Origin of the sequence: Nakamurella aerolata, from assembly GCF_013002705.1 — a bacterium.
GTDB classification, from domain to species: Bacteria; Actinomycetota; Actinomycetes; order Mycobacteriales; family Nakamurellaceae; genus Nakamurella; species Nakamurella aerolata.
In genome coordinates this window covers 550,325-566,412 of the sequence record NZ_JABEND010000002.1, presented here as the reverse complement: position 1 = coordinate 566,412, position 16,088 = coordinate 550,325, and the positions used below count along the sequence as shown (strand labels likewise).

Here is a 16,088-nt window from a genome sequence, read left to right as displayed (position 1 = left end):
AACAACCAAGGAGCAGAGCCGATGGACCTACAGCTGGCCGGGCGGACGTACCTGATCACCGGCGGCACCCGCGGGCTCGGCCGCGCCACCGCTGAGGTGCTGGTGGCCTCGGGGGCCGACGTGGTGGTCAGCGGGCGCACCGCGGAGTCCGCCGCAGCCGCCGCCGACCAGCTCACCAACGGTGGGCCGGGGCGCGCCGTCGGGGTGGGCGTTGACAACGCCGATCCTGCTGCACCGCAACAACTCCTGGCCGCGGCGCAGGGTCTGGCGCCGCTGCGGGGCGCGTTGATCAGCGTCGGCGGACCGCCGGCCGGCGCGCTGACCGACATCACCGACGAGCAGTGGCGGGACAGCTTCGACCGGGTCTTCCTCGGGGCGTTGCGCATCGCCCGCGCCGTCGTCGGCGTCCTGCACAACCAGCCACCGGTGGACGGCGAACGGGGCGCGATCGCCTTCGTGTTGTCCAGCACCGTTGTGCAACCGGCACCGACGTTGGCCATCTCCAACGGCCTGCGGCCGGGCCTTGCGATGATCGCCAAAGAGATGGCCGATGGGCTTGGCCCGCAAGGCATCCGGGTGAACTCGCTGCTGCCGGGCAGCATCGAGACCGACCGGGTGCGTGAGGTGGCGGCGGCAGCAGCCGACCCGGCTGCGGCCAGGAGGGCAGCGGAGCAGTCGGTGCCGCTGCGGCGGTACGGGCGGCCGGCAGAGTTCGGCGCGGCCGCCGCGTTCCTGCTCTCCCCCGCGGCCGGCTACCTCACCGGGGTTGCCCTGCCGGTCGACGGCGGCGTCAGTCGCTGATGATCGGCGAATACTGGCACGTCTGGCTGCCCTACGCGCTGGCGGCGGTGGCGCTGGCGGTGTTGGCGACGCTGTCGGCCCTGCGGGTGGGGCGCACCTGGCGGATCGCCTCGGCCTGGACGTTCGGTCTGTACGGCGCGGCGTTGGCCGTGGCGGGCGGCACCGCCGCGGCCCTGGCCGACGCGGCCGGCGAGGGCGACGGGCTGACGGTCTTCGACCGGCCGGTCTGGCAGTGGTTCGTCGAGCATCGGAGTCCAACCGCCACAACCATTTTCAAGGCGATCACCACGCTTGGCTCGACGGTGTCGATGACGGTGCTGGCCGTCGTGGTGGTGCTGGTGCTGGGCTGGCGACGGTCGTGGGGGGCGGCGATCTTCGTCGCCGTGGTGTCGGCGGGGGCCGGGCTGATCGTGTTCTTCGGCAAGCGCGCGGTCGGCCGCGTGCGGCCGCCGGAGGCGCAGCGGTTGGTGACCGAAACCAACGCCTCGTTCCCGTCCGGGCATGCGCTGGCCGCGACGGCCGTCATCGGGGCGTGCGTGCTGATGGCGGTGGTGGCGATGCGCGACCGGGCCCCGCGCTGGCGGGCTCCGCTGATCGTGCTGGCCGCGGTTTTCGTTGCCAGCATTGGCATTTCGAGGCTGTACCTCGGTGTGCACTGGGCCACCGACGTGCTCGGCGGCTGGGTGACCGGTGCGGCCTGGCTGCTGCTGTGCGTCACCGTCCGCCGATTGTGGCGGGCCTGGCAGCAGCCGACCGCACAACGAAGGCTCGCAGCGAACCCGCCGCCGGACACTCGGACTCACGGACACTAGGACTCAACAGTCGAACACCGACCAGCAGTAGTCGTTGCGGAGGCGCTGGTCGTCCAGCACCAGCTCCCGGACGTCGGGTGGCAGTTGCGCGCGCTGCCAATCGCATTCCAGCTGCCCCGCTGCCCGTTCGGCTCCGGCGGGCGCTGCGGCCCGCACCGCTTTGATGGCGTAGGCCGCGGCACCGAGCTGGTGCGCGGCGACGTGCGCCACGCACCCGGCTTGGCCGGCGGCATACGCGGCAAACCTGGCTGCTCCCTTGAGGTTTCTGGCCGCGCCCATGGCGTGGCCGCCCGCCGCCCTCGACCGCATCATCCCCACCTCGCCGCGCACCCAGGCTCTGATGTGCTCGATCGCCGCGCGCGGCCGCGGGTCGGTCGGCTGCTGCGCCTCGAACAGCCCCACCACGTGCTCGGCGCAATCGGCCGCCCAGAGCGCGAGCAGCCGATGGTCGTGGTCTGTCAGAGTGCCGCCGCGACGGACGGTCACCAACCGCTGGTCCGGGGTCGGTGCGAAGATCATCACCCGCAACTCCTTGCATCGCTTCGCTTCTCGGCGGCAGGGGCCCCGGCGTCGGGTTGCCCGGCACCGGCAGTCGCATCGGCGCCGGCCGCCGCATCAGCGCGGGCGCCGGTGTCAGTGCCGGTGCCTGTGTCGGTGTCGGCGCCCGCGTCGGTGCCGGTGTCGGCGCGCAGGGCACGGTCGAGGGTGACCAGCAGCCGCGTCACCGGGCTGGCCCCGGCGGGCGGCTCGGGCAGCGACGGGTAGCGCCGCAGCACGGCCAGCACCACGGGGGTGGCGCGCCGCCGCGTGCTGAGCAAGGCGGCCGCCGCGGGCTCGGCGCCCGACACTTCGGCGATAGCCGCGACCGCAGCTGCTGAGCGGAGCAGGTGCGCAAGCTGGCTGGACCGGGCCAACGGATGCAGGTACGCCGCGGCGGCCGCATCTCCGGCAGCAAGAGCGGCAAGCCGAGCCGGCTCGCTGGGCGCCTGCCGCGCGGCGCGATGGGCGTCCGCAGCGGCGCGGCGCTGCACCGCGGACCGGGGCGCGCCGCCGGCGAACAGCAACGCGGCGTCCACCGCCGCCCTGGGTCGCTGGTCGCCCGGCACGGCCGCCTCGAAAACACCGAGGACATCCTGCGCGTGCCGAGCGGCGAAGGCCGCGACCGCCCGCAGCTCGGCCGTCGTCAGGTCGAAGTCTGGCGCTGTCCTGGTCGCCTTTGGTGTCATGTAGGCAAACCGTAACTGTGAACGCTCGGTTGAAACTTTTGCGGCGACACCCGCGAGGATGTCGTCCAAACCTTCCAACGACTAAACCATTAGCGAGGTGTCGTGCGGCCGAGTCAGCTGGCGCAGCGCTTCGGGTTGTCGGCGCAGGCGGTGCGCAATTACGAGGAGTCCGGCATCGTCCCGCCGGCCAACCGCAGCACCTCCGGATACCGGAACTACGCCGAGACGCACGCCGCCGGAGTGGGCGCGTACCTGGCGCTGGTGCCCGCCGTCGGGCACGGGCGCGCCCGGCGTTTGCTGCAGGCCGCGACCGCCGGACGACTCGACGAGGTGCTGACCACCATCGATGCGGTGCACGCCGAGCTCGCCCGCGACCGCGCCACCCTGCGCAGCGTCGAGAGTGCGCTGGCTCTGCACAACGCGAACAACGGACACCATCCGCAGCACTCGCCCACCCCGCATGACCTGACAGCAGAGCACCACCTGACAGCAGAGCACCACCTGACAGCGGTGAACGCCGCGGGCGGGTCGGCCGCCCCGTTCACCACCGGTGAGCTGGCCCGTCGCCTCGGGATCGGGGCCGCGACGCTGCGGGCCTGGGAACGCGCCGGCATCCTCACGCCGGCGCGAGATCCACACACCGGCCAGCGCCGTTATCGACCCGCAGACGTCCGCGAGGCCGAATTGGCGCACATGCTGCGCCGGGGCGGCCGCCCGCGCGCCGAGATCGCCGTGGTGATGCGCGAATTGCGCGGCGCCGGCAACATCGAGGCGTTGGCGGAGTCGGTGCGACGGTGGCGGGACCAGCTCAGCACCCGCGGGCACACATTGCTGCGCGCCGCCGGACTGCTGGCCGGCTACCTGGACGAACTGCGAGCGCCGCGGCCCGGCTGACTGTGCCCATCGTCACCATCGCTGCGGCGTCGGCATGCCGGCACCGTGACTCGCGGTTGCTGCCGGTGACGGCAGGCAGGCCGTGCGTTCGTCGTTCAGCGCGGCGTGTCGCACAGCGGCGCATCGTTCGGCGCGGTGCGGCGTTCAACGCGGTTCGCCGCGGCGCCCGCGGCCATTTCGCGAGAGGATCAGTAGATGCGAGCAACCAGCTACGACCATTACGCCAAGGACAATTCGGCGCTGCGGGTGGGCGAGCTGCCCGATCCCAAGGTGGCGCCCGGCGCGGTGCTGATCAAGGTGCGGGCCGCCGGCGTCAACCCGGTCGACTGGAAAGTGATGGCCGGGGCGTTGGATGCGTTGCTCGACACCGTTTTTCCCGTCATTCCCGGATGGGACGTTGCCGGTGAGGTGGTGGCCGTCGGACCGGACACTCCCGAGTTCGCGGCCGGTGACAAGGTCATGGCATACGCCCGCAAGGACGTGGTGCACGGCGGCACCTTCGCCGAGCTGGTCGCGGTGGCCGCCGAGGCCGTCGCGCCGAAACCGACGGCATTGAGCTGGGAGCAGGCCGGTGGACTGCCGCTGGCCGGCCTGACCGCGCTGCGCGCGCTGCAGGCCGTCGGTCTGGCGCCGACGGCCGACCCGCAGCAGCAGCCGGGCGCCGGCAAAACGGTGCTGATCCACGGTGGCGCTGGTGGGGTGGGACTGTTCGCGGTGCAGCTGGCCAGAGCGGCCGGGGCCAGGGTGATCGCCACCGCCTCCGAACGCAATCACGACTACCTGCGTGGGCTCGGCGCCGAGCCGGTGAGCTACGGCGACGGCGAGATCGAGCGGCTGCGCACGCTGGTGCCCGACGGTGTTGACGCCGTTGTGGACTTTGTCGGCGGGGTTCTCGACGTCACCGTCGCGGTGCTGAAACCGGGCGCGCCGCAGGCCTCGGTCGCCGACCCGACCGTCACCCAGAAGGGCGGCCGCTACGTGTGGGTCCGCCCCAACGGGCGGGAGCTGGCTCTGCTCGGCGAGTTGGCCGACGCCGGCCGGCTCACCGTCGAGGTTGCCGGCACCTTCGGTCTCGACGGCGTCGGCGCCGCGTTCGACGCCAGCCGCAGCGGACGCACCCGCGGCAAGCTCGTCATCGTTTCCTGAGCCGGGTCAGTTGCCGCCAGCCGCGACCACCGGCGGGTGCTCCCTGAAGCTGCGCGACGGTCGGCCTAGGCTGGCCACCGTGGCTGAGATCAGTGTCTGCCTGCTGGATGCCGACAACGGCGGCGTGCTGGAGTTCGACGGCGGCGAGCGCGTGCACAAGACCGCCTCCATCGGCAAGATTCTGCTGCTGATCGAGGTGGCGATCCGGCTGGCCGACGGCCGGCTGCGGGCCACCATTCCGCTGCGCCGCACTGCCGAGGACGACATCGCCGATTCCGGTCTGTTGCAGCACCTTTCGGCCACCGAATGGTCACCGGCCGATCTTGCCGTGCTGGTCGGCGGGGTCAGCGACAACCTTGCCACCAACGTGCTGTTGCGCCATGTCGGGATTCCGTCCGTCATCGAGCGGGCGAAAACCCTTGAGCTGCAACACACCGCACTGCTTGACCGGGTGCGGGCCAGCCGCGGACCGTCCGATCCGCCCGCACTGTCGGTCGGCACCGCCGCCGAGCTCGCCGACCTGATGGCCCGGCTGCACCGTGGCGAGGTGCGGTCGAGAGCAGTGTCGAGGCAGGTGCTCGGGTGGCTCGCCTTGGACACCGATACCTCGATGACGGCCGGCGCGTTCGGCCTTGACCCGTTGTGCCACTTCGAACCCGACCGCGGGATCAGCCTGGCTCACAAGACCGGCACCGACACCGGTATCCGGTGCGACGTCGGCGTTGTCACCGGCCCGAAACGCTCGGTGGCCTACGGGGTGCTGGCGTCGTTCACTGAGTCGGCCGACCCTTCGGCCGGCGAGCGGGACGAGGTGCTCGGGGCCATGTTCGGCATCGGCGAGCGGATCCGGAAGCTGATCACCGACTGACCGCTCCGGCGCTCAGTTGCCGCGCCCCGCCGCAGTTGCAGCCCTGGCCCGGTTCGGGCCGCGGCGCCCTACTCGACCGCCGGCGCCACCGGCACCCGCCCGGCCCGGCGCCGGCCGGCGCGCAGCCCGATCGTCAAACCCATTGCCACCACAGCGATTCCGAGCCACACCGCCGGGGCCGGAGCTGCATCACCGAGCAGCATGCCGGCGCCGATCGCGGCCACCGGCGCCACCCCGGTGAGCAGACCCGCCCGGTCCGAGCCCAGCAGCCGCACCCCGGTGTACCAACACACGAAAGCCACCGCGGTGACACCGACCGCCATGTAGATCACCGCAGCCCACTCGCCCGAGGTGAACCGCAGCACCGCCGTCGGCCCCTCCCGCCACACTCCCCCGACGCCGAAGGCGACGGTCGCGATCCAGCAGGCGTGCCACGACACCCCGACGGCGCCGTGCTGCGCGAGTACCGGCACCGCACACAGTGTGAAGGCGGCCTCGCAGACGAACACGGTGACGGCCAACAACAATCCGACGGCATCGGTCCGACCGAAGCCCTCGACGAGCGCCGCACCTGCGGTGACCACCAGCGCGCCGAGCACCGCCCGGACCGTCGGCGCGCGGTGTTCGAGCACCGGCCCGAGCAGCGCCAGCAGCACCGGCACCGCTGCCATCGCCACCCCGAACACGGCCGGCTCCGCGTGCCGTGACCCGGCCATCAACGCCAGGTTGAACACCACAAGACCGCAGCCGGAAACCGCGAGCAGCCAAGCCCACTGCCACCCGCGCGGGCGCCGCAACGGCACCCTGCGCAGCTTGGCGTACCCGGCCAGCAGGGCAGTGGCCAGCGCGTACCGCACGGCCTGCGCGGTCAGCGACGGCGCGTCGGCCAGCACCCTGGACGCGGCGATGCTGCCACCGACCAGCGTCATCGCAGCGGCGCCGAGCAGCGCCCCGAGCACCAGCCGGCCGCGCTGTGTGGCGACCGGAGCTGCCGCGGTGGTGGGCGCGCCCGCCCCGTTGACGGTGTTGGTCATGGCCCACATCCTCTGCGCACCCGTGGCCCACCTGCCAGGTCCAATCGGCGACCCGCACAATGGACCAATGTCGGCCGACTCCCCCGCCCAGCCTCCGACCCGGCCGGCACCCGGAGCAGCACCAGGAGCGGCCGCCCGAGCTACGGCCCGAGGGAGGGCCACCGTCCCGACGCCGGCGCAGCGGCAGCCACCGCGGGCCGGGTCCGACTTCTTGCAGTTGTCCGCACCGGACCGGGGCATCGGCGGGCCGGGGCTGACCGACTGGCTCACCGCCCAGATCAGGGCGGCCATCATCGACGGCCGACTGGGCGCCGGGACGCTGCTGCCGGCCAGTCGCACCCTTGCCGGCGAGCTGCGGTTGTCCCGCGGGGTGGTGGTTGAGGCCTACCGCCGGTTGACCGACGAAGCGCTGATCGCGGCCCGCCGCGGCTCCGGCACCATCGTTCTGGCCCGCCCGTCCGACCCGGGCGAGGACGACGGCGCTGGGCAGCCCACGGCGACCGCCCCGCTGCTTCCGAACAGCCCGACGCTGCCTGCCGGCGCCGCCGGACCCGACCCGACGGTCCGCATCGACCTGTCACCAGGGCTGCCCGACCTGGCCGGGTTCCCCCATCAGGAGTGGGCCGCGGCCGGCCGGCGAGCGCTGGCCGGCGCGACGGCGTCCGACCTCGGCTACGGCGATCCGCGCGGCCACCCGCGGTTACGGGCCGAGCTGGCCGACTGGTTGGGCCGCAGCCGCGGGGTGCGCACCCATCCGGACGGCATCGTTGTGGTGAACGGGGTGGCGCAGGCGCTGGCACTGCTGGCCCAGGTGTTGCTGCGGGCCGGCCAGACCTCGGTGGCGGTGGAGGATCCAGGTTCGCGGGGCGCGAGAGAGCAGTTCGAGTACTGGGGGCTGTCCACCGAACGCCTGCCTGTTGACCACGACGGCGCCGATACCGCTGCGCTGCAACGTTTGTCGGTCCGCACGGCCAGCTTGACACCGGCGCACGAATTCCCGATGGGGGTGGTGCTGTCGCCCGCCCGGCGGCAGCAGCTGCTGGCCTGGGCCGAAGCCGCCGACGGATTGCTGATCGAGGACGACTACGACGCCGAGTTCCGCTACGACCGCCCACCGGTGCCTGCGGTGCAGGCCAGCGCGCCGCACCGGGTTGCCTACACCGGAAGCACGTCAAAGACGCTTGCCCCTGGGCTGCGGCTCGGCTGGCTGGTACCGCCGAAACACCTGCTGGCCGAGGTGGTTTCGGTGAAGCACGCGACGGACCTGGGCGCTTGCGTGCTGCCGCAGCTGGTGTTGGCGCAGTGGATCGGCAGCGGCCGGCACGAGCGGCACATCAGAGCGGTGCGGACTCGGTACCGCCAGCGCCGCGACGCGCTGGTGTCGGCACTGCAGGGTGGGCTGACCGGGCGGGCGCCGTTCGTGCTGCACGGGGTGGCCGCCGGGCTGCACCTCGTTGTCGGCCTGCCGGAGTTGACCGTTCCCGACACGGTGCTGGCCGAACGGCTGCTGCGCAACGGGATCCGGGTGCAGCCGCTGTCCTGGCACGCCATCGCCGCCGCACCGCGGGGATTGGTGCTCGGCTACGCCGCGACCAGCGCCGATCGGCTGCGGGAGGCTGGCACCGAGATCGCCGAACAGGTGCTCGCGCTGCGGTGACGGGCCGTTCTGGCTGCCCGATCGAGCTACAGATCGAGGTTGACCGGCTCGACGCCGAGCTCGCTCAGTCCGCTGGCGCCGCGGTCGCGGGCGGTGAGCACGGTGACGCCGTCGGACAGCACCGCGATGGTGTGTTCGACGTGGGCGCCGCGCCGGCCGTCCCTGGTCACCACCGTCCAGCCGTCCGACCGCTCCGACACCGCGCCGCGACCGGCGGCCAGCATCGGTTCGATCGCCAACGCCGTCCCCGGCACCAGCCGTTGGCCGCGACCGGGCTTGCCGCGGTTGGCGACGTACGGGTCCATGTGCATCGCGGTGCCGATGCCGTGCCCGCCAAAGTCCTTGATCGGCGCGTAATCTCCGGCCGCCGCCTCGATCGCGGCGGAGACGTCACCGAGCCTTGCCCCGGCCTTGGCGGCCGCAACTCCGGCCCACAGCGCGGCCCACGCGGCGTCGATGAGCTGCTGGTCTGCGGTGTTCTGGTCGTCGTCCATCTGCGCAGGGTCCCCCGGCACCACGATGGACCAGGCGGCGTCGGCGTGCCACCCGTCGACGATGCAGCCGGCATCGACGCTGAGTAGGTCACCGGCCTGCAGCACCCGGTCGCCGGGGATGCCGTGGATCACTTCGTCGTTGACGCTGGTGCAGATGGCGGCCGGAAACCCTTGGTAGCCAAGAAAACTGGAAGTCGCTCCCGCGTCGATCAGCGCCTGCCGGGCCACCTCGTCGAGCCGGCCGGTGGTGATGCCGGCGGCAGCGCTGCCCCGCACCGAGTCGAGGATGCCGGCCAAGGTCAGGCCGCTGGCGCGCATCGCCTGCAGCTCGCCGCGGGTCTTGAGCTCGATCCGTCGTTTGCGTCCTGGCGAGCCCGATCCGAACGGCCAGCGCACTCGCTCAGCCGCCGACGGCGTCGGTGGTGGCCGGCTGCGGATCCGGCCCGGTGCCGTCCAATGCTGCGGCGATGCGGTCGTGCACGTCGTCAACCTCGCCGACACCGTCGATCTGCACCACCCGGTCGCCGTAGTACTCGACCAGCGGCAGCGTCTCGGCGTGATAGATGTCCAGCCGCTGCTGGATCGCCTCTTCGGTGTCGTCCGCACGACCGCGGGCCAACATGCGCTCCATCAGCACCTCGTCCGGCGCGGTCAACAGCAGCACCCGCTCGATCGGGGTGCCCCGCTCGGCCAGCAGGGTGCTGAGCCACTCGGCCTGCTTGAGGTTGCGCGGAAACCCGTCAAGCAGGAAACCGTTGTCGGTGTCCGGCTGGGCCAGCCGGTCGGCCACCATCGCCTGGGTGACGTCGTCGGGGACCAGCTTGCCGGCGTCGGTGTAGCTCTGCGCCAGCTTGCCCAGCTCGGTACCGCCGGCGATGTTCGCGCGGAACAGGTCGCCGGTGGAGATGTGCGGGATGCCGAGCTCGCCGCAGATCCGGGTCGCCTGGGTGCCCTTGCCCGCGCCCTGCGGACCGATGATCATCGCCCGCATCAGCGCAGGAACCCTTCGTAGTTGCGCTGCATCAGCTGCGACTCGATCTGCTTGATGGTGTCGAGGCCGACACCGACCATGATCAGCACAGCGGTGCCACCGAACGGGAAGTTCTGGTTCTGCCCGTCACCGGTGATCGACAGGAACAGGTTGGGCAGGATCGCCACGATGCCCAGGTACAGCGACCCGGGGAAGGTGATCCGGCTCAGCACGTACTGCAGGTATTCGGCGGTGGGGCGGCCCGGTCGGATGCCGGGGATGAAGCCGCCGTACTTCTTCAGGTCGTCCGCCCGTTCGGTCGGGTTGAACGTGATGCCGACGTAGAAGTAGGTGAAGAAGATGATCAGCGCGAAGTACAGGACGATGTGAATCCAGCTGTTCTGGTTCACGATGTTGAAGCTGACCCACTGCTGCCAGCCACCGCCGGTCACCTGGCCGGTGTTCGGGTCGATGGTCGGGTTCATCAGGCTGATGATCAGCTGCGGGATGTACAGCAGCGAGGTCGCGAAGATGACGGGGATGACGCCGGCCTGGTTCACCTTCAGCGGCAGGTAGGTGGAGGTGCCGCCGTACATGCGGCGGCCGATCATCCGCTTGGCGTACTGCACAGGGATGCGGCGCTGCGCCTGCTCGACGAACACCACGGCGGCGATGATGCCGAGGGCGATCACCACGACGACGCCGAAGACGACCCCACCGTTCTGCCGCAGGATATTGATGCCCTCCTGCGGGATCCGGGCGGCGATCGAGGTGAAGATCAGCAGCGACATGCCGTTGCCGATGCCGCGGTCGGTGATCAGCTCACCCATCCACATCACGGCGGCGGTCCCGGCCGTCATCACCAGCACCATGACGACAAGACCGAACCCGCTCTCCGGGACGACCTCACGGTCACAGTTCTGGAAGATGCCGCCGTTCTTGGCCAGCGCGACGTACGCGGTCGACTGCAGCACGCCGAGGCCGACCGTGAGGTAGCGGGTGTACTGGGTCAGCTTGGCCTGGCCGGCCTGGCCGAGCTTCTTGAGCTGCTCGAACCGCGGGATCACCACGCCGAGCAGCTGGATGATGATCGACGCGGTGATGTACGGCATGATGCCCAGCGCGAACACCGACACGTGCAGCAGCGCGCCACCGGAGAACAGGTTCAGCAGCGACAGCAGGTCGTTGTTGGAGCCAGACTGCTGGGAGCAGTAGTTGACGTTGGTGTAGTCAACCCCGGGGGTCGGCACGGTGGCCCCGAGCCGGTACACGGCGATCAGGCCCAGCGTGAAGAGGATCTTCTTGCGAAGATCCGGCGTCTTCAACGCCGAGACGAAGGCTTTCAGCAAGGGTCCTCCTGTTGGTGCCGCCGCATTACCTGGCCCGGATTTCGGCCGGCCTGGCATGGCGACCGGGGTGCACAACCTGGCAGCGCGGACGCGGGCACAGCGGTGCCCGACAGCGAAAGCGACTGCCGCTCTAGGAGCTTACTGCACACTGCGTGAGCAACTTTCCGCGCAGCCGGCTCTGGATCGGACAGTCACGACGAGGCCCGCCGCTGCCGCGTCGAGCGGCGGAGTTGCTGCCGCGTCGAGCGGCGGGGTTGGCGGGTGAGCTTCCTCGCTGGCCGTTCGGCGGCCGGCGGCTGGCGGCTCGCGGCGCGGCTGGTCTGCGCTCGCTGCCGGCCCGCACGATCGGTCGGCCGAGATTCAGCCCCGGCCGCAAACTCGGCGCCATCCGGGCGCGCGCGTCCGACGAATGCCTCACTTCTGTCGGTGGTGCTGAATCGTGGTGATCTGACCGTGGTGATCTGACCGCGGTGATCTGACCAGCCGGATCGGCGCCGGCGTCGGCCGCTGCCGGCTCAGTACGGCTGCGCCAACCGCTCCGCGGCGCGCACCTGGCGAACGAACTCCCCCTCGTCCTCAAGGCTGAGGTGGGTGAACCGCAGCGCGATGAAGCGGTGCAGCTGCGCCAAGTTGTCTCTGGTCCGGTCCGACTCGAACGCCTCTCGTTGGTGGTGAAAGGCGTAGCCGTCGAACTCCAGGAGCAGCCGGACGCGGGTGAACCTGATGTCGGGCATGAGGATCGAGTCACCAATCCGGTAGCGGCGGTTGGCCACCCACTCGGTGATACCCGCGCGCCTGAGGACGCGGTGCGCCCGGCGTTCGAGCTCCGAGCAACCCATGGTCGCCGAGTCCTTGAGCAGCCGCCGGCGAGCCCGGTTTCCCCAGCGGCCGCGCGTGAGCCGCAGGGCGCGGTGCAGATCGTCCAGGGTGGTTCCGCCTCGCAACAGCACTCTGTCGATCGCCTCGGGCCCAACGTCACCGAGGCAGAGATCGAGCGCTGTCAGCGCGGGCCTTGTCACCGGTATCCCGTGCACCAGGCCGATCAGCTCGTCCGGGATCGAGGCGCGCCGAACGCGAAAGAGCGGATTCTCGACGAGGTGCGAGTCGACGATCTCCACCGGGAGGCCCTCTAGCTCGGGCCAGTAGGTCAGCGCAGCGGCCGAGCGCCCAACGACGACGGCGGTCGGATGCGCCGCGGTGAACGCCCGCGCCAGGATGGTCGGATTCTCGGCGAATCGCGGCGCGGTGTAGGTGCCTGGCAATATCTTGACTAGCCGGCCGGTCCTGGTCAGGTAGTCGAGCCGATTCCGCCGGGTTTTGCTCGTCCCGGCCATGGCGACGCCGGAGCCGGGAGCGAGCAACTCGGTCGGCGTTTCTCCCACCAAACAACTGTGTAAGACAACGCCGCGTCTCCTCGCAGTTGTCCACAACGCTCGGTCGACCGGCCGCACCCACCCCACGCTCGTTCGCCGGGCCTCCGCCACCCCGCGCTCATGCGCCGGGCCGGCAGCCCCACCCCACGCTCGTGACCGGCGCCGATCATGACCGATGCCGTCGCCAAAATTCAGCACCACCGACAAACCCGGTCCATTCCGCGCTCGTATCGGCCCGCAACTGCCCGGGAATGGCAGTGGTGCTGAATCTGTGAACCGCCCGCAACACCGAGCCGCCCGCAACACACCGCAGCCACCCCACGCTCGTGACCGGCGCCGATCATGACCGATGCCGTCGCCAAATTCAGCACCACCGACAAACCCGGTCCATTCCGCGCTCGTATCGGCCCGCAACTGCCCGGGAATGGCAGTGGTGCTGAATCTGTGAACCGCCCGCAACACACCGCAGCCACCCCACGCTCGTGACCGGCGCCGATCATGACCGATGCCGTCGCCGAAATTCAGCACCACCGACAAACCCGGGCCATTCCGCGCTCGTATCGGCCCGCAACTGCCGGGAATGGCAGTGGTGCTGAATCTGTGAACCGCCCGCAACACCGAACGGCCCCGCGACCAGGTGGTCGCGGGGCCGTTCGGTGTGGCTGAAGTTCGGTGCTGCTGAGATTCGGTGTCGCTGAAACTCAGTGGTGCTGAAACTCGGTGGTGCTGAACGTCAGAGCGTGGTGGCGCTACCGCCGGCGGCGGCCAGCTTGTCCGACGCGGAGCCGGAGAAGGCGTGCGCGGTGACCTGCAGGCTGACGCCGTTCAGGTCGCCGTTGCCGAGCACCTTCACCAGCTGGCCCTTGCGGACCGCTCCGGCGTCGACCAACTCGTCGACGCCGACGGTGCCGCCCTGCGGGAACAGCTCGGCCAACTGACCGATGTTGACCACCTGGTAGCTGGTGCGGAACCGGTTCCGGAAGCCCTTGAGCTTGGGCAGCCGCATATGCAACGGCAGCTGCCCGCCCTCGAAGGCGGCGGGGACGTTCTTGCGCGCGCCGGTGCCCTTGGTGCCGCGGCCGGCGGTCTTGCCCTTGGAGCCCTCACCGCGGCCGACCCGCGTCTTGGCGGTCTTGGCGCCAGGGGCCGGGCGAAGGTGATGAACCTTGATCGACATGATCAGGCTCCCTTCTCGTTCTTGGTGGAACCCGCCGCTGCCGGCTCGACCGACAGCAGGTGGGTGGCGGTGCGCAGGTAACCGCGCACCACCGGGGTGTCCTCGACCACAACGGACTGGTGGATCCGCTTCAGGCCCAGGCTGCGCAGCGACTCACGGGCACCGCGCTTGGTGCCGATGGTCGAGCGGATCTGGGTCACCTTGAGCTGAGCCATCTCACACTCCCTGGCCGGCGCGCGCCCGCAGCATGGCGGCGGGAGCGACGTCTTCGATCGGGAGACCGCGGCGGGCCGCAACCTCTTCGGGCCGCTGCAGCGACTTCAGCGCCGCCACAGTGGCGTGGACGATGTTGATCGGGTTGTCCGATCCGAGCGACTTGCTCAGCACGTCGTTGATCCCGGCGCACTCCAGCACGGCACGCACCGGGCCACCGGCGATGACGCCGGTACCGGGGCTGGCCGGCTTGAGCAGCACGACACCGGCGGCCGCTTCGCCCTGCACCTGGTGCGGGATGGTCTGCGCGATCCGCGGCACCCGGAACATGGCCTTCTTGGCCTCCTCGACGCCCTTGCTGATGGCTGCCGGGATTTCCTTGGCCTTGCCGTAGCCGACGCCGACGTGCCCGTCGCCGTCACCGACGACGACCAGCGCGGTGAAGGAGAAGCGGCGGCCACCCTGGACCACCTTCGCCACCCGGTTGGTGGTGACGATGCGCTCCATGTACGGGTTCTTCTCGGCGGCCTCGCGGCCACCGTCGCGGCCGCGACGGCCGTCGCGACCCTGCCGGCCGCGATCTCCGCCGCCGCCGAAGTTGCCTCGTTGCTGTCCGGGCATCTCAGAACTCCAGTCCGGCGCCGCGGGCGCCATCAGCCAGGGCCGCAACGCGACCGTGGTACTTGTCGCCGGCGCGGTCGAAAACCACCGCGACGACGCCCTTGTCTTTGGCGCGCTCGGCGATCAGCTCGCCGACCTTGCGGGCCTTGGCGGTCTTGTCGCCGTCCAGCGAACGCAGGTCCGCCTCCAGAGTTGACGCCGACGCCACGGTCTGGCCGATCGCGTCGTCCACCAGGGCGGCACCGATGTGCCGGCTGGAGCGGGTGACGACAAGGCGGGGTCGCTCGGCGCTGCCGACGACCTTCTTGCGCAGCCGGAAGTGCCTGCGGGTCCGGCCGACGGCCCGACGGGCGGAAATGCTTGAAGAGTTCGACATGGTCACTTACCCGTCTTTCCAACCTTGCGGCGAATCTGTTCGCCGCTGTACCGCACGCCCTTGCCCTTGTACGGGTCGGGCTTGCGCAGCTTGCGGATGTTGGCGGCAACCTCGCCGACCAGTTGCTTGTCGATGCCCTCGACGCGGAACTTGATCGGCGACTCCACCACGAAGGAGATGCCCTCGGGGGCGGCCACCGGCACCGAGTGCGAGTAACCGAGCGCGAACTCAAGGTCCTTGCCCTTGGCGGTGACGCGGTAACCGACGCCGACGATCTCCATGGTCTTGGAGTAGCCCTCGGTGACGCCGACCACCATGTTGTTGACCAGGCTGCGGGTCAGGCCGTGCCGGGCGCGGGACTCGCGCTCGTCGTCAGGGCGGCTGACCTCGAGCACGCCGTCACCCTTGCTGACGGTGATGGGCTCGACGACGGTGTGCTGCAAGCTGCCCTTGGGGCCCTTGACCGTCACCTGCGAGCCGTCGATTGTCACGTCGACCCCCGAAGGCACGGGGATCGGCTGTTTTCCGATTCGCGACATGTGATGAGTTCCTTAGCTGAAGAGGTACGAGCGGTCCGTCACCAGACGTAGGCGAGGACTTCCCCGCCCACCTTCTGACGAGCGGCCTGGCGGTCGGTGAGCAGACCGGTCGAGGTGGAGATGATGGCGATACCCAAGCCGCCCAACACCTTCGGCAGGTTGCCGCTGCGCGCGTAGACGCGCAGACCTGGCTTGGACACCCGCTTGATGCCGGCGATGGAACGCTCGCGGTTGGGGCCGTACTTGAGGTTGACCACCAGCGCCTTGCCCACCTCGGCATCCTCGGTGGTCCAGTCGGAGATGTACCCCTCCTTGACCAGGATGTCGGCGATGTTCCCCTTGAGCTTGGAGAACGGCATGGTCACCTGCTCGTGGAAAGCAGAGTTGGCGTTCCGGATGCGGGTCAGGAAGTCCGCGATCGGATCGGTCATCGTCATGGCGTGCAGCTACCTTTCTCGCCTGGTTCCCGTTGCGGGGCAACGTTTGTCGCGTTGCCCCGCAACGGGCCTGTGACGAAGCGGTGATTCGAATGCTGATG

Annotated in this window: 19 protein-coding genes; 6 read left to right on the top strand and 13 right to left on the bottom strand. The window is 70.5% G+C overall.

All coding sequences use genetic code 11. From position 1 onward, the window contains the following. Window positions 1-21 precede the first annotated feature (21 nt). Window positions 22-801, top strand: coding sequence for an SDR family oxidoreductase (locus HKD39_RS05785; protein WP_171198836.1), 780 nt, complete (start codon window positions 22-24; stop codon window positions 799-801). Next, window positions 801-1,613 (top strand): phosphatase PAP2 family protein, encoded by an 813-nt coding sequence (locus tag HKD39_RS05780; protein WP_171198835.1) that lies wholly within the window; start codon window positions 801-803, stop codon window positions 1,611-1,613. The genes HKD39_RS05785 and HKD39_RS05780 overlap by 1 nt, the downstream gene beginning before the upstream one ends. Before the next feature lie 3 nt (window positions 1,614-1,616). On the opposite strand, the gene HKD39_RS05775 is transcribed toward HKD39_RS05780, so the two are convergent. Continuing rightward, window positions 1,617-2,132 (bottom strand): putative immunity protein, encoded by a 516-nt coding sequence (locus HKD39_RS05775; RefSeq protein WP_171198998.1) that lies wholly within the window; start codon window positions 2,130-2,132, stop codon window positions 1,617-1,619. Continuing rightward, window positions 2,132-2,839 carry a putative immunity protein gene (locus HKD39_RS05770; protein WP_212754019.1) on the bottom strand — a complete coding sequence of 236 codons (708 nt, stop codon included), beginning with the start codon at window positions 2,837-2,839 and terminating at the stop codon, window positions 2,132-2,134. Before HKD39_RS05770 ends, HKD39_RS05775 begins: the two co-directional genes overlap by 1 nt. Before the next feature lie 102 nt (window positions 2,840-2,941). Here HKD39_RS05770 and HKD39_RS05765 point away from each other — a divergent pair, with 102 nt between their 5' ends. From HKD39_RS05765 to HKD39_RS05755, 3 genes are all read left to right on the top strand, one after another. Next, window positions 2,942-3,733, top strand: coding sequence for a MerR family DNA-binding transcriptional regulator (locus tag HKD39_RS05765; RefSeq protein WP_171198834.1), 792 nt, complete (start codon window positions 2,942-2,944; stop codon window positions 3,731-3,733). 195 nt (window positions 3,734-3,928) lie between these two features. After that, a complete protein-coding gene (locus HKD39_RS05760; protein ID WP_171198833.1) occupies window positions 3,929-4,879 on the top strand; it encodes an NADP-dependent oxidoreductase in 951 nt (316 codons plus the stop codon). Between the two features lie 79 nt (window positions 4,880-4,958). After that, the gene (locus tag HKD39_RS05755) at window positions 4,959-5,747 is read left to right on the top strand and encodes a serine hydrolase (RefSeq protein ID WP_171198832.1); all 789 of its coding nucleotides are present in this window, start codon (window positions 4,959-4,961) and stop codon (window positions 5,745-5,747) included. A 68-nt stretch (window positions 5,748-5,815) separates the two neighbouring features. On the opposite strand, the gene HKD39_RS05750 is transcribed toward HKD39_RS05755, so the two are convergent. Next, complete coding sequence (locus HKD39_RS05750) at window positions 5,816-6,781, bottom strand: DMT family transporter (protein ID WP_171198831.1); 966 nt, start codon at window positions 6,779-6,781, stop codon at window positions 5,816-5,818. A gap of 67 nt (window positions 6,782-6,848) precedes the next feature. On the opposite strand from HKD39_RS05750, the gene pdxR reads away from it, so the two are divergent. Next, window positions 6,849-8,438 (top strand): MocR-like pyridoxine biosynthesis transcription factor PdxR, encoded by a 1,590-nt coding sequence (gene pdxR / locus HKD39_RS05745; RefSeq protein WP_171198830.1) that lies wholly within the window; start codon window positions 6,849-6,851, stop codon window positions 8,436-8,438. 26 nt (window positions 8,439-8,464) lie between these two features. On the opposite strand, the gene map is transcribed toward pdxR, so the two are convergent. The 10 genes from map to rpsH all read right to left on the bottom strand — a co-directional run bounded on the left by map (window position 8,465) and on the right by rpsH (window position 15,987). Further along, entirely contained in the window at window positions 8,465-9,328 is an 864-nt protein-coding gene (gene map, locus HKD39_RS05740) for a type I methionyl aminopeptidase (protein WP_343074605.1), read from the bottom strand. A gap of 4 nt (window positions 9,329-9,332) precedes the next feature. Beyond that, the gene (locus HKD39_RS05735; RefSeq protein ID WP_171198829.1) at window positions 9,333-9,923 is read right to left on the bottom strand and encodes an adenylate kinase; all 591 of its coding nucleotides are present in this window, start codon (window positions 9,921-9,923) and stop codon (window positions 9,333-9,335) included. Continuing rightward, complete coding sequence (gene secY / locus HKD39_RS05730; protein ID WP_171198828.1) at window positions 9,923-11,251, bottom strand: preprotein translocase subunit SecY; 1,329 nt, start codon at window positions 11,249-11,251, stop codon at window positions 9,923-9,925. The genes HKD39_RS05735 and secY overlap by 1 nt, the downstream gene beginning before the upstream one ends. A 515-nt stretch (window positions 11,252-11,766) precedes the next feature. Further along, window positions 11,767-12,831 carry a hypothetical protein gene (locus HKD39_RS05725; protein ID WP_171198827.1) on the bottom strand — a complete coding sequence of 355 codons (1,065 nt, stop codon included), beginning with the start codon at window positions 12,829-12,831 and terminating at the stop codon, window positions 11,767-11,769. A gap of 526 nt (window positions 12,832-13,357) precedes the next feature. Further along, a complete protein-coding gene (rplO, locus tag HKD39_RS05720; protein ID WP_171198826.1) occupies window positions 13,358-13,801 on the bottom strand; it encodes a 50S ribosomal protein L15 in 444 nt (147 codons plus the stop codon). Between the two features lie 2 nt (window positions 13,802-13,803). Beyond that, window positions 13,804-14,016, bottom strand: coding sequence for a 50S ribosomal protein L30 (gene rpmD, locus HKD39_RS05715; RefSeq protein WP_171198825.1), 213 nt, complete (start codon window positions 14,014-14,016; stop codon window positions 13,804-13,806). A gap of 1 nt (window position 14,017) precedes the next feature. Next, the gene (gene rpsE / locus HKD39_RS05710) at window positions 14,018-14,635 is read right to left on the bottom strand and encodes a 30S ribosomal protein S5 (RefSeq protein ID WP_171198824.1); all 618 of its coding nucleotides are present in this window, start codon (window positions 14,633-14,635) and stop codon (window positions 14,018-14,020) included. Between the two features lies 1 nt (window position 14,636). After that, entirely contained in the window at window positions 14,637-15,011 is a 375-nt protein-coding gene (gene rplR, locus HKD39_RS05705; RefSeq protein WP_171198823.1) for a 50S ribosomal protein L18, read from the bottom strand. Window positions 15,012-15,013: 2 nt separating this feature from the next. Beyond that, window positions 15,014-15,550, bottom strand: a complete 537-nt coding sequence (gene rplF / locus HKD39_RS05700; RefSeq protein WP_171198822.1) for a 50S ribosomal protein L6 — start codon at window positions 15,548-15,550, stop codon at window positions 15,014-15,016. A 38-nt stretch (window positions 15,551-15,588) separates the two neighbouring features. Then, window positions 15,589-15,987, bottom strand: a complete 399-nt coding sequence (gene rpsH, locus HKD39_RS05695; protein WP_171198821.1) for a 30S ribosomal protein S8 — start codon at window positions 15,985-15,987, stop codon at window positions 15,589-15,591. Window positions 15,988-16,088 lie beyond the last annotated feature (101 nt).

Excerpts from the sequence above, each read along its gene's own strand:
- HKD39_RS05785 (WP_171198836.1), top strand. The coding sequence starts at position 22 with ATGGACCTACAGCTGGCCGGGCGGACGTACCTGATCACCGGCGGCACC.
- HKD39_RS05780 (WP_171198835.1), top strand. The coding sequence starts at position 801 with ATGATCGGCGAATACTGGCACGTCTGGCTGCCCTACGCGCTGGCGGCG.
- HKD39_RS05775 (WP_171198998.1), bottom strand. The coding sequence starts at position 2,132 with ATGATCTTCGCACCGACCCCGGACCAGCGGTTGGTGACCGTCCGTCGC.
- HKD39_RS05770 (WP_212754019.1), bottom strand. The coding sequence starts at position 2,839 with ATGACACCAAAGGCGACCAGGACAGCGCCAGACTTCGACCTGACGACG.
- HKD39_RS05760 (WP_171198833.1), top strand. The coding sequence starts at position 3,929 with ATGCGAGCAACCAGCTACGACCATTACGCCAAGGACAATTCGGCGCTG.
- HKD39_RS05750 (WP_171198831.1), bottom strand. The coding sequence starts at position 6,781 with ATGACCAACACCGTCAACGGGGCGGGCGCGCCCACCACCGCGGCAGCT.
- pdxR (WP_171198830.1), top strand. The coding sequence starts at position 6,849 with ATGTCGGCCGACTCCCCCGCCCAGCCTCCGACCCGGCCGGCACCCGGA.
- HKD39_RS05735 (WP_171198829.1), bottom strand. The coding sequence starts at position 9,923 with ATGCGGGCGATGATCATCGGTCCGCAGGGCGCGGGCAAGGGCACCCAG.
- rplO (WP_171198826.1), bottom strand. The coding sequence starts at position 13,801 with ATGTCGATCAAGGTTCATCACCTTCGCCCGGCCCCTGGCGCCAAGACC.
- rpmD (WP_171198825.1), bottom strand. The coding sequence starts at position 14,016 with ATGGCTCAGCTCAAGGTGACCCAGATCCGCTCGACCATCGGCACCAAG.
- rpsE (WP_171198824.1), bottom strand. The coding sequence starts at position 14,635 with ATGCCCGGACAGCAACGAGGCAACTTCGGCGGCGGCGGAGATCGCGGC.
- rplR (WP_171198823.1), bottom strand. The coding sequence starts at position 15,011 with ATGTCGAACTCTTCAAGCATTTCCGCCCGTCGGGCCGTCGGCCGGACC.
- rplF (WP_171198822.1), bottom strand. The coding sequence starts at position 15,550 with ATGTCGCGAATCGGAAAACAGCCGATCCCCGTGCCTTCGGGGGTCGAC.
- rpsH (WP_171198821.1), bottom strand. The coding sequence starts at position 15,987 with ATGACGATGACCGATCCGATCGCGGACTTCCTGACCCGCATCCGGAAC.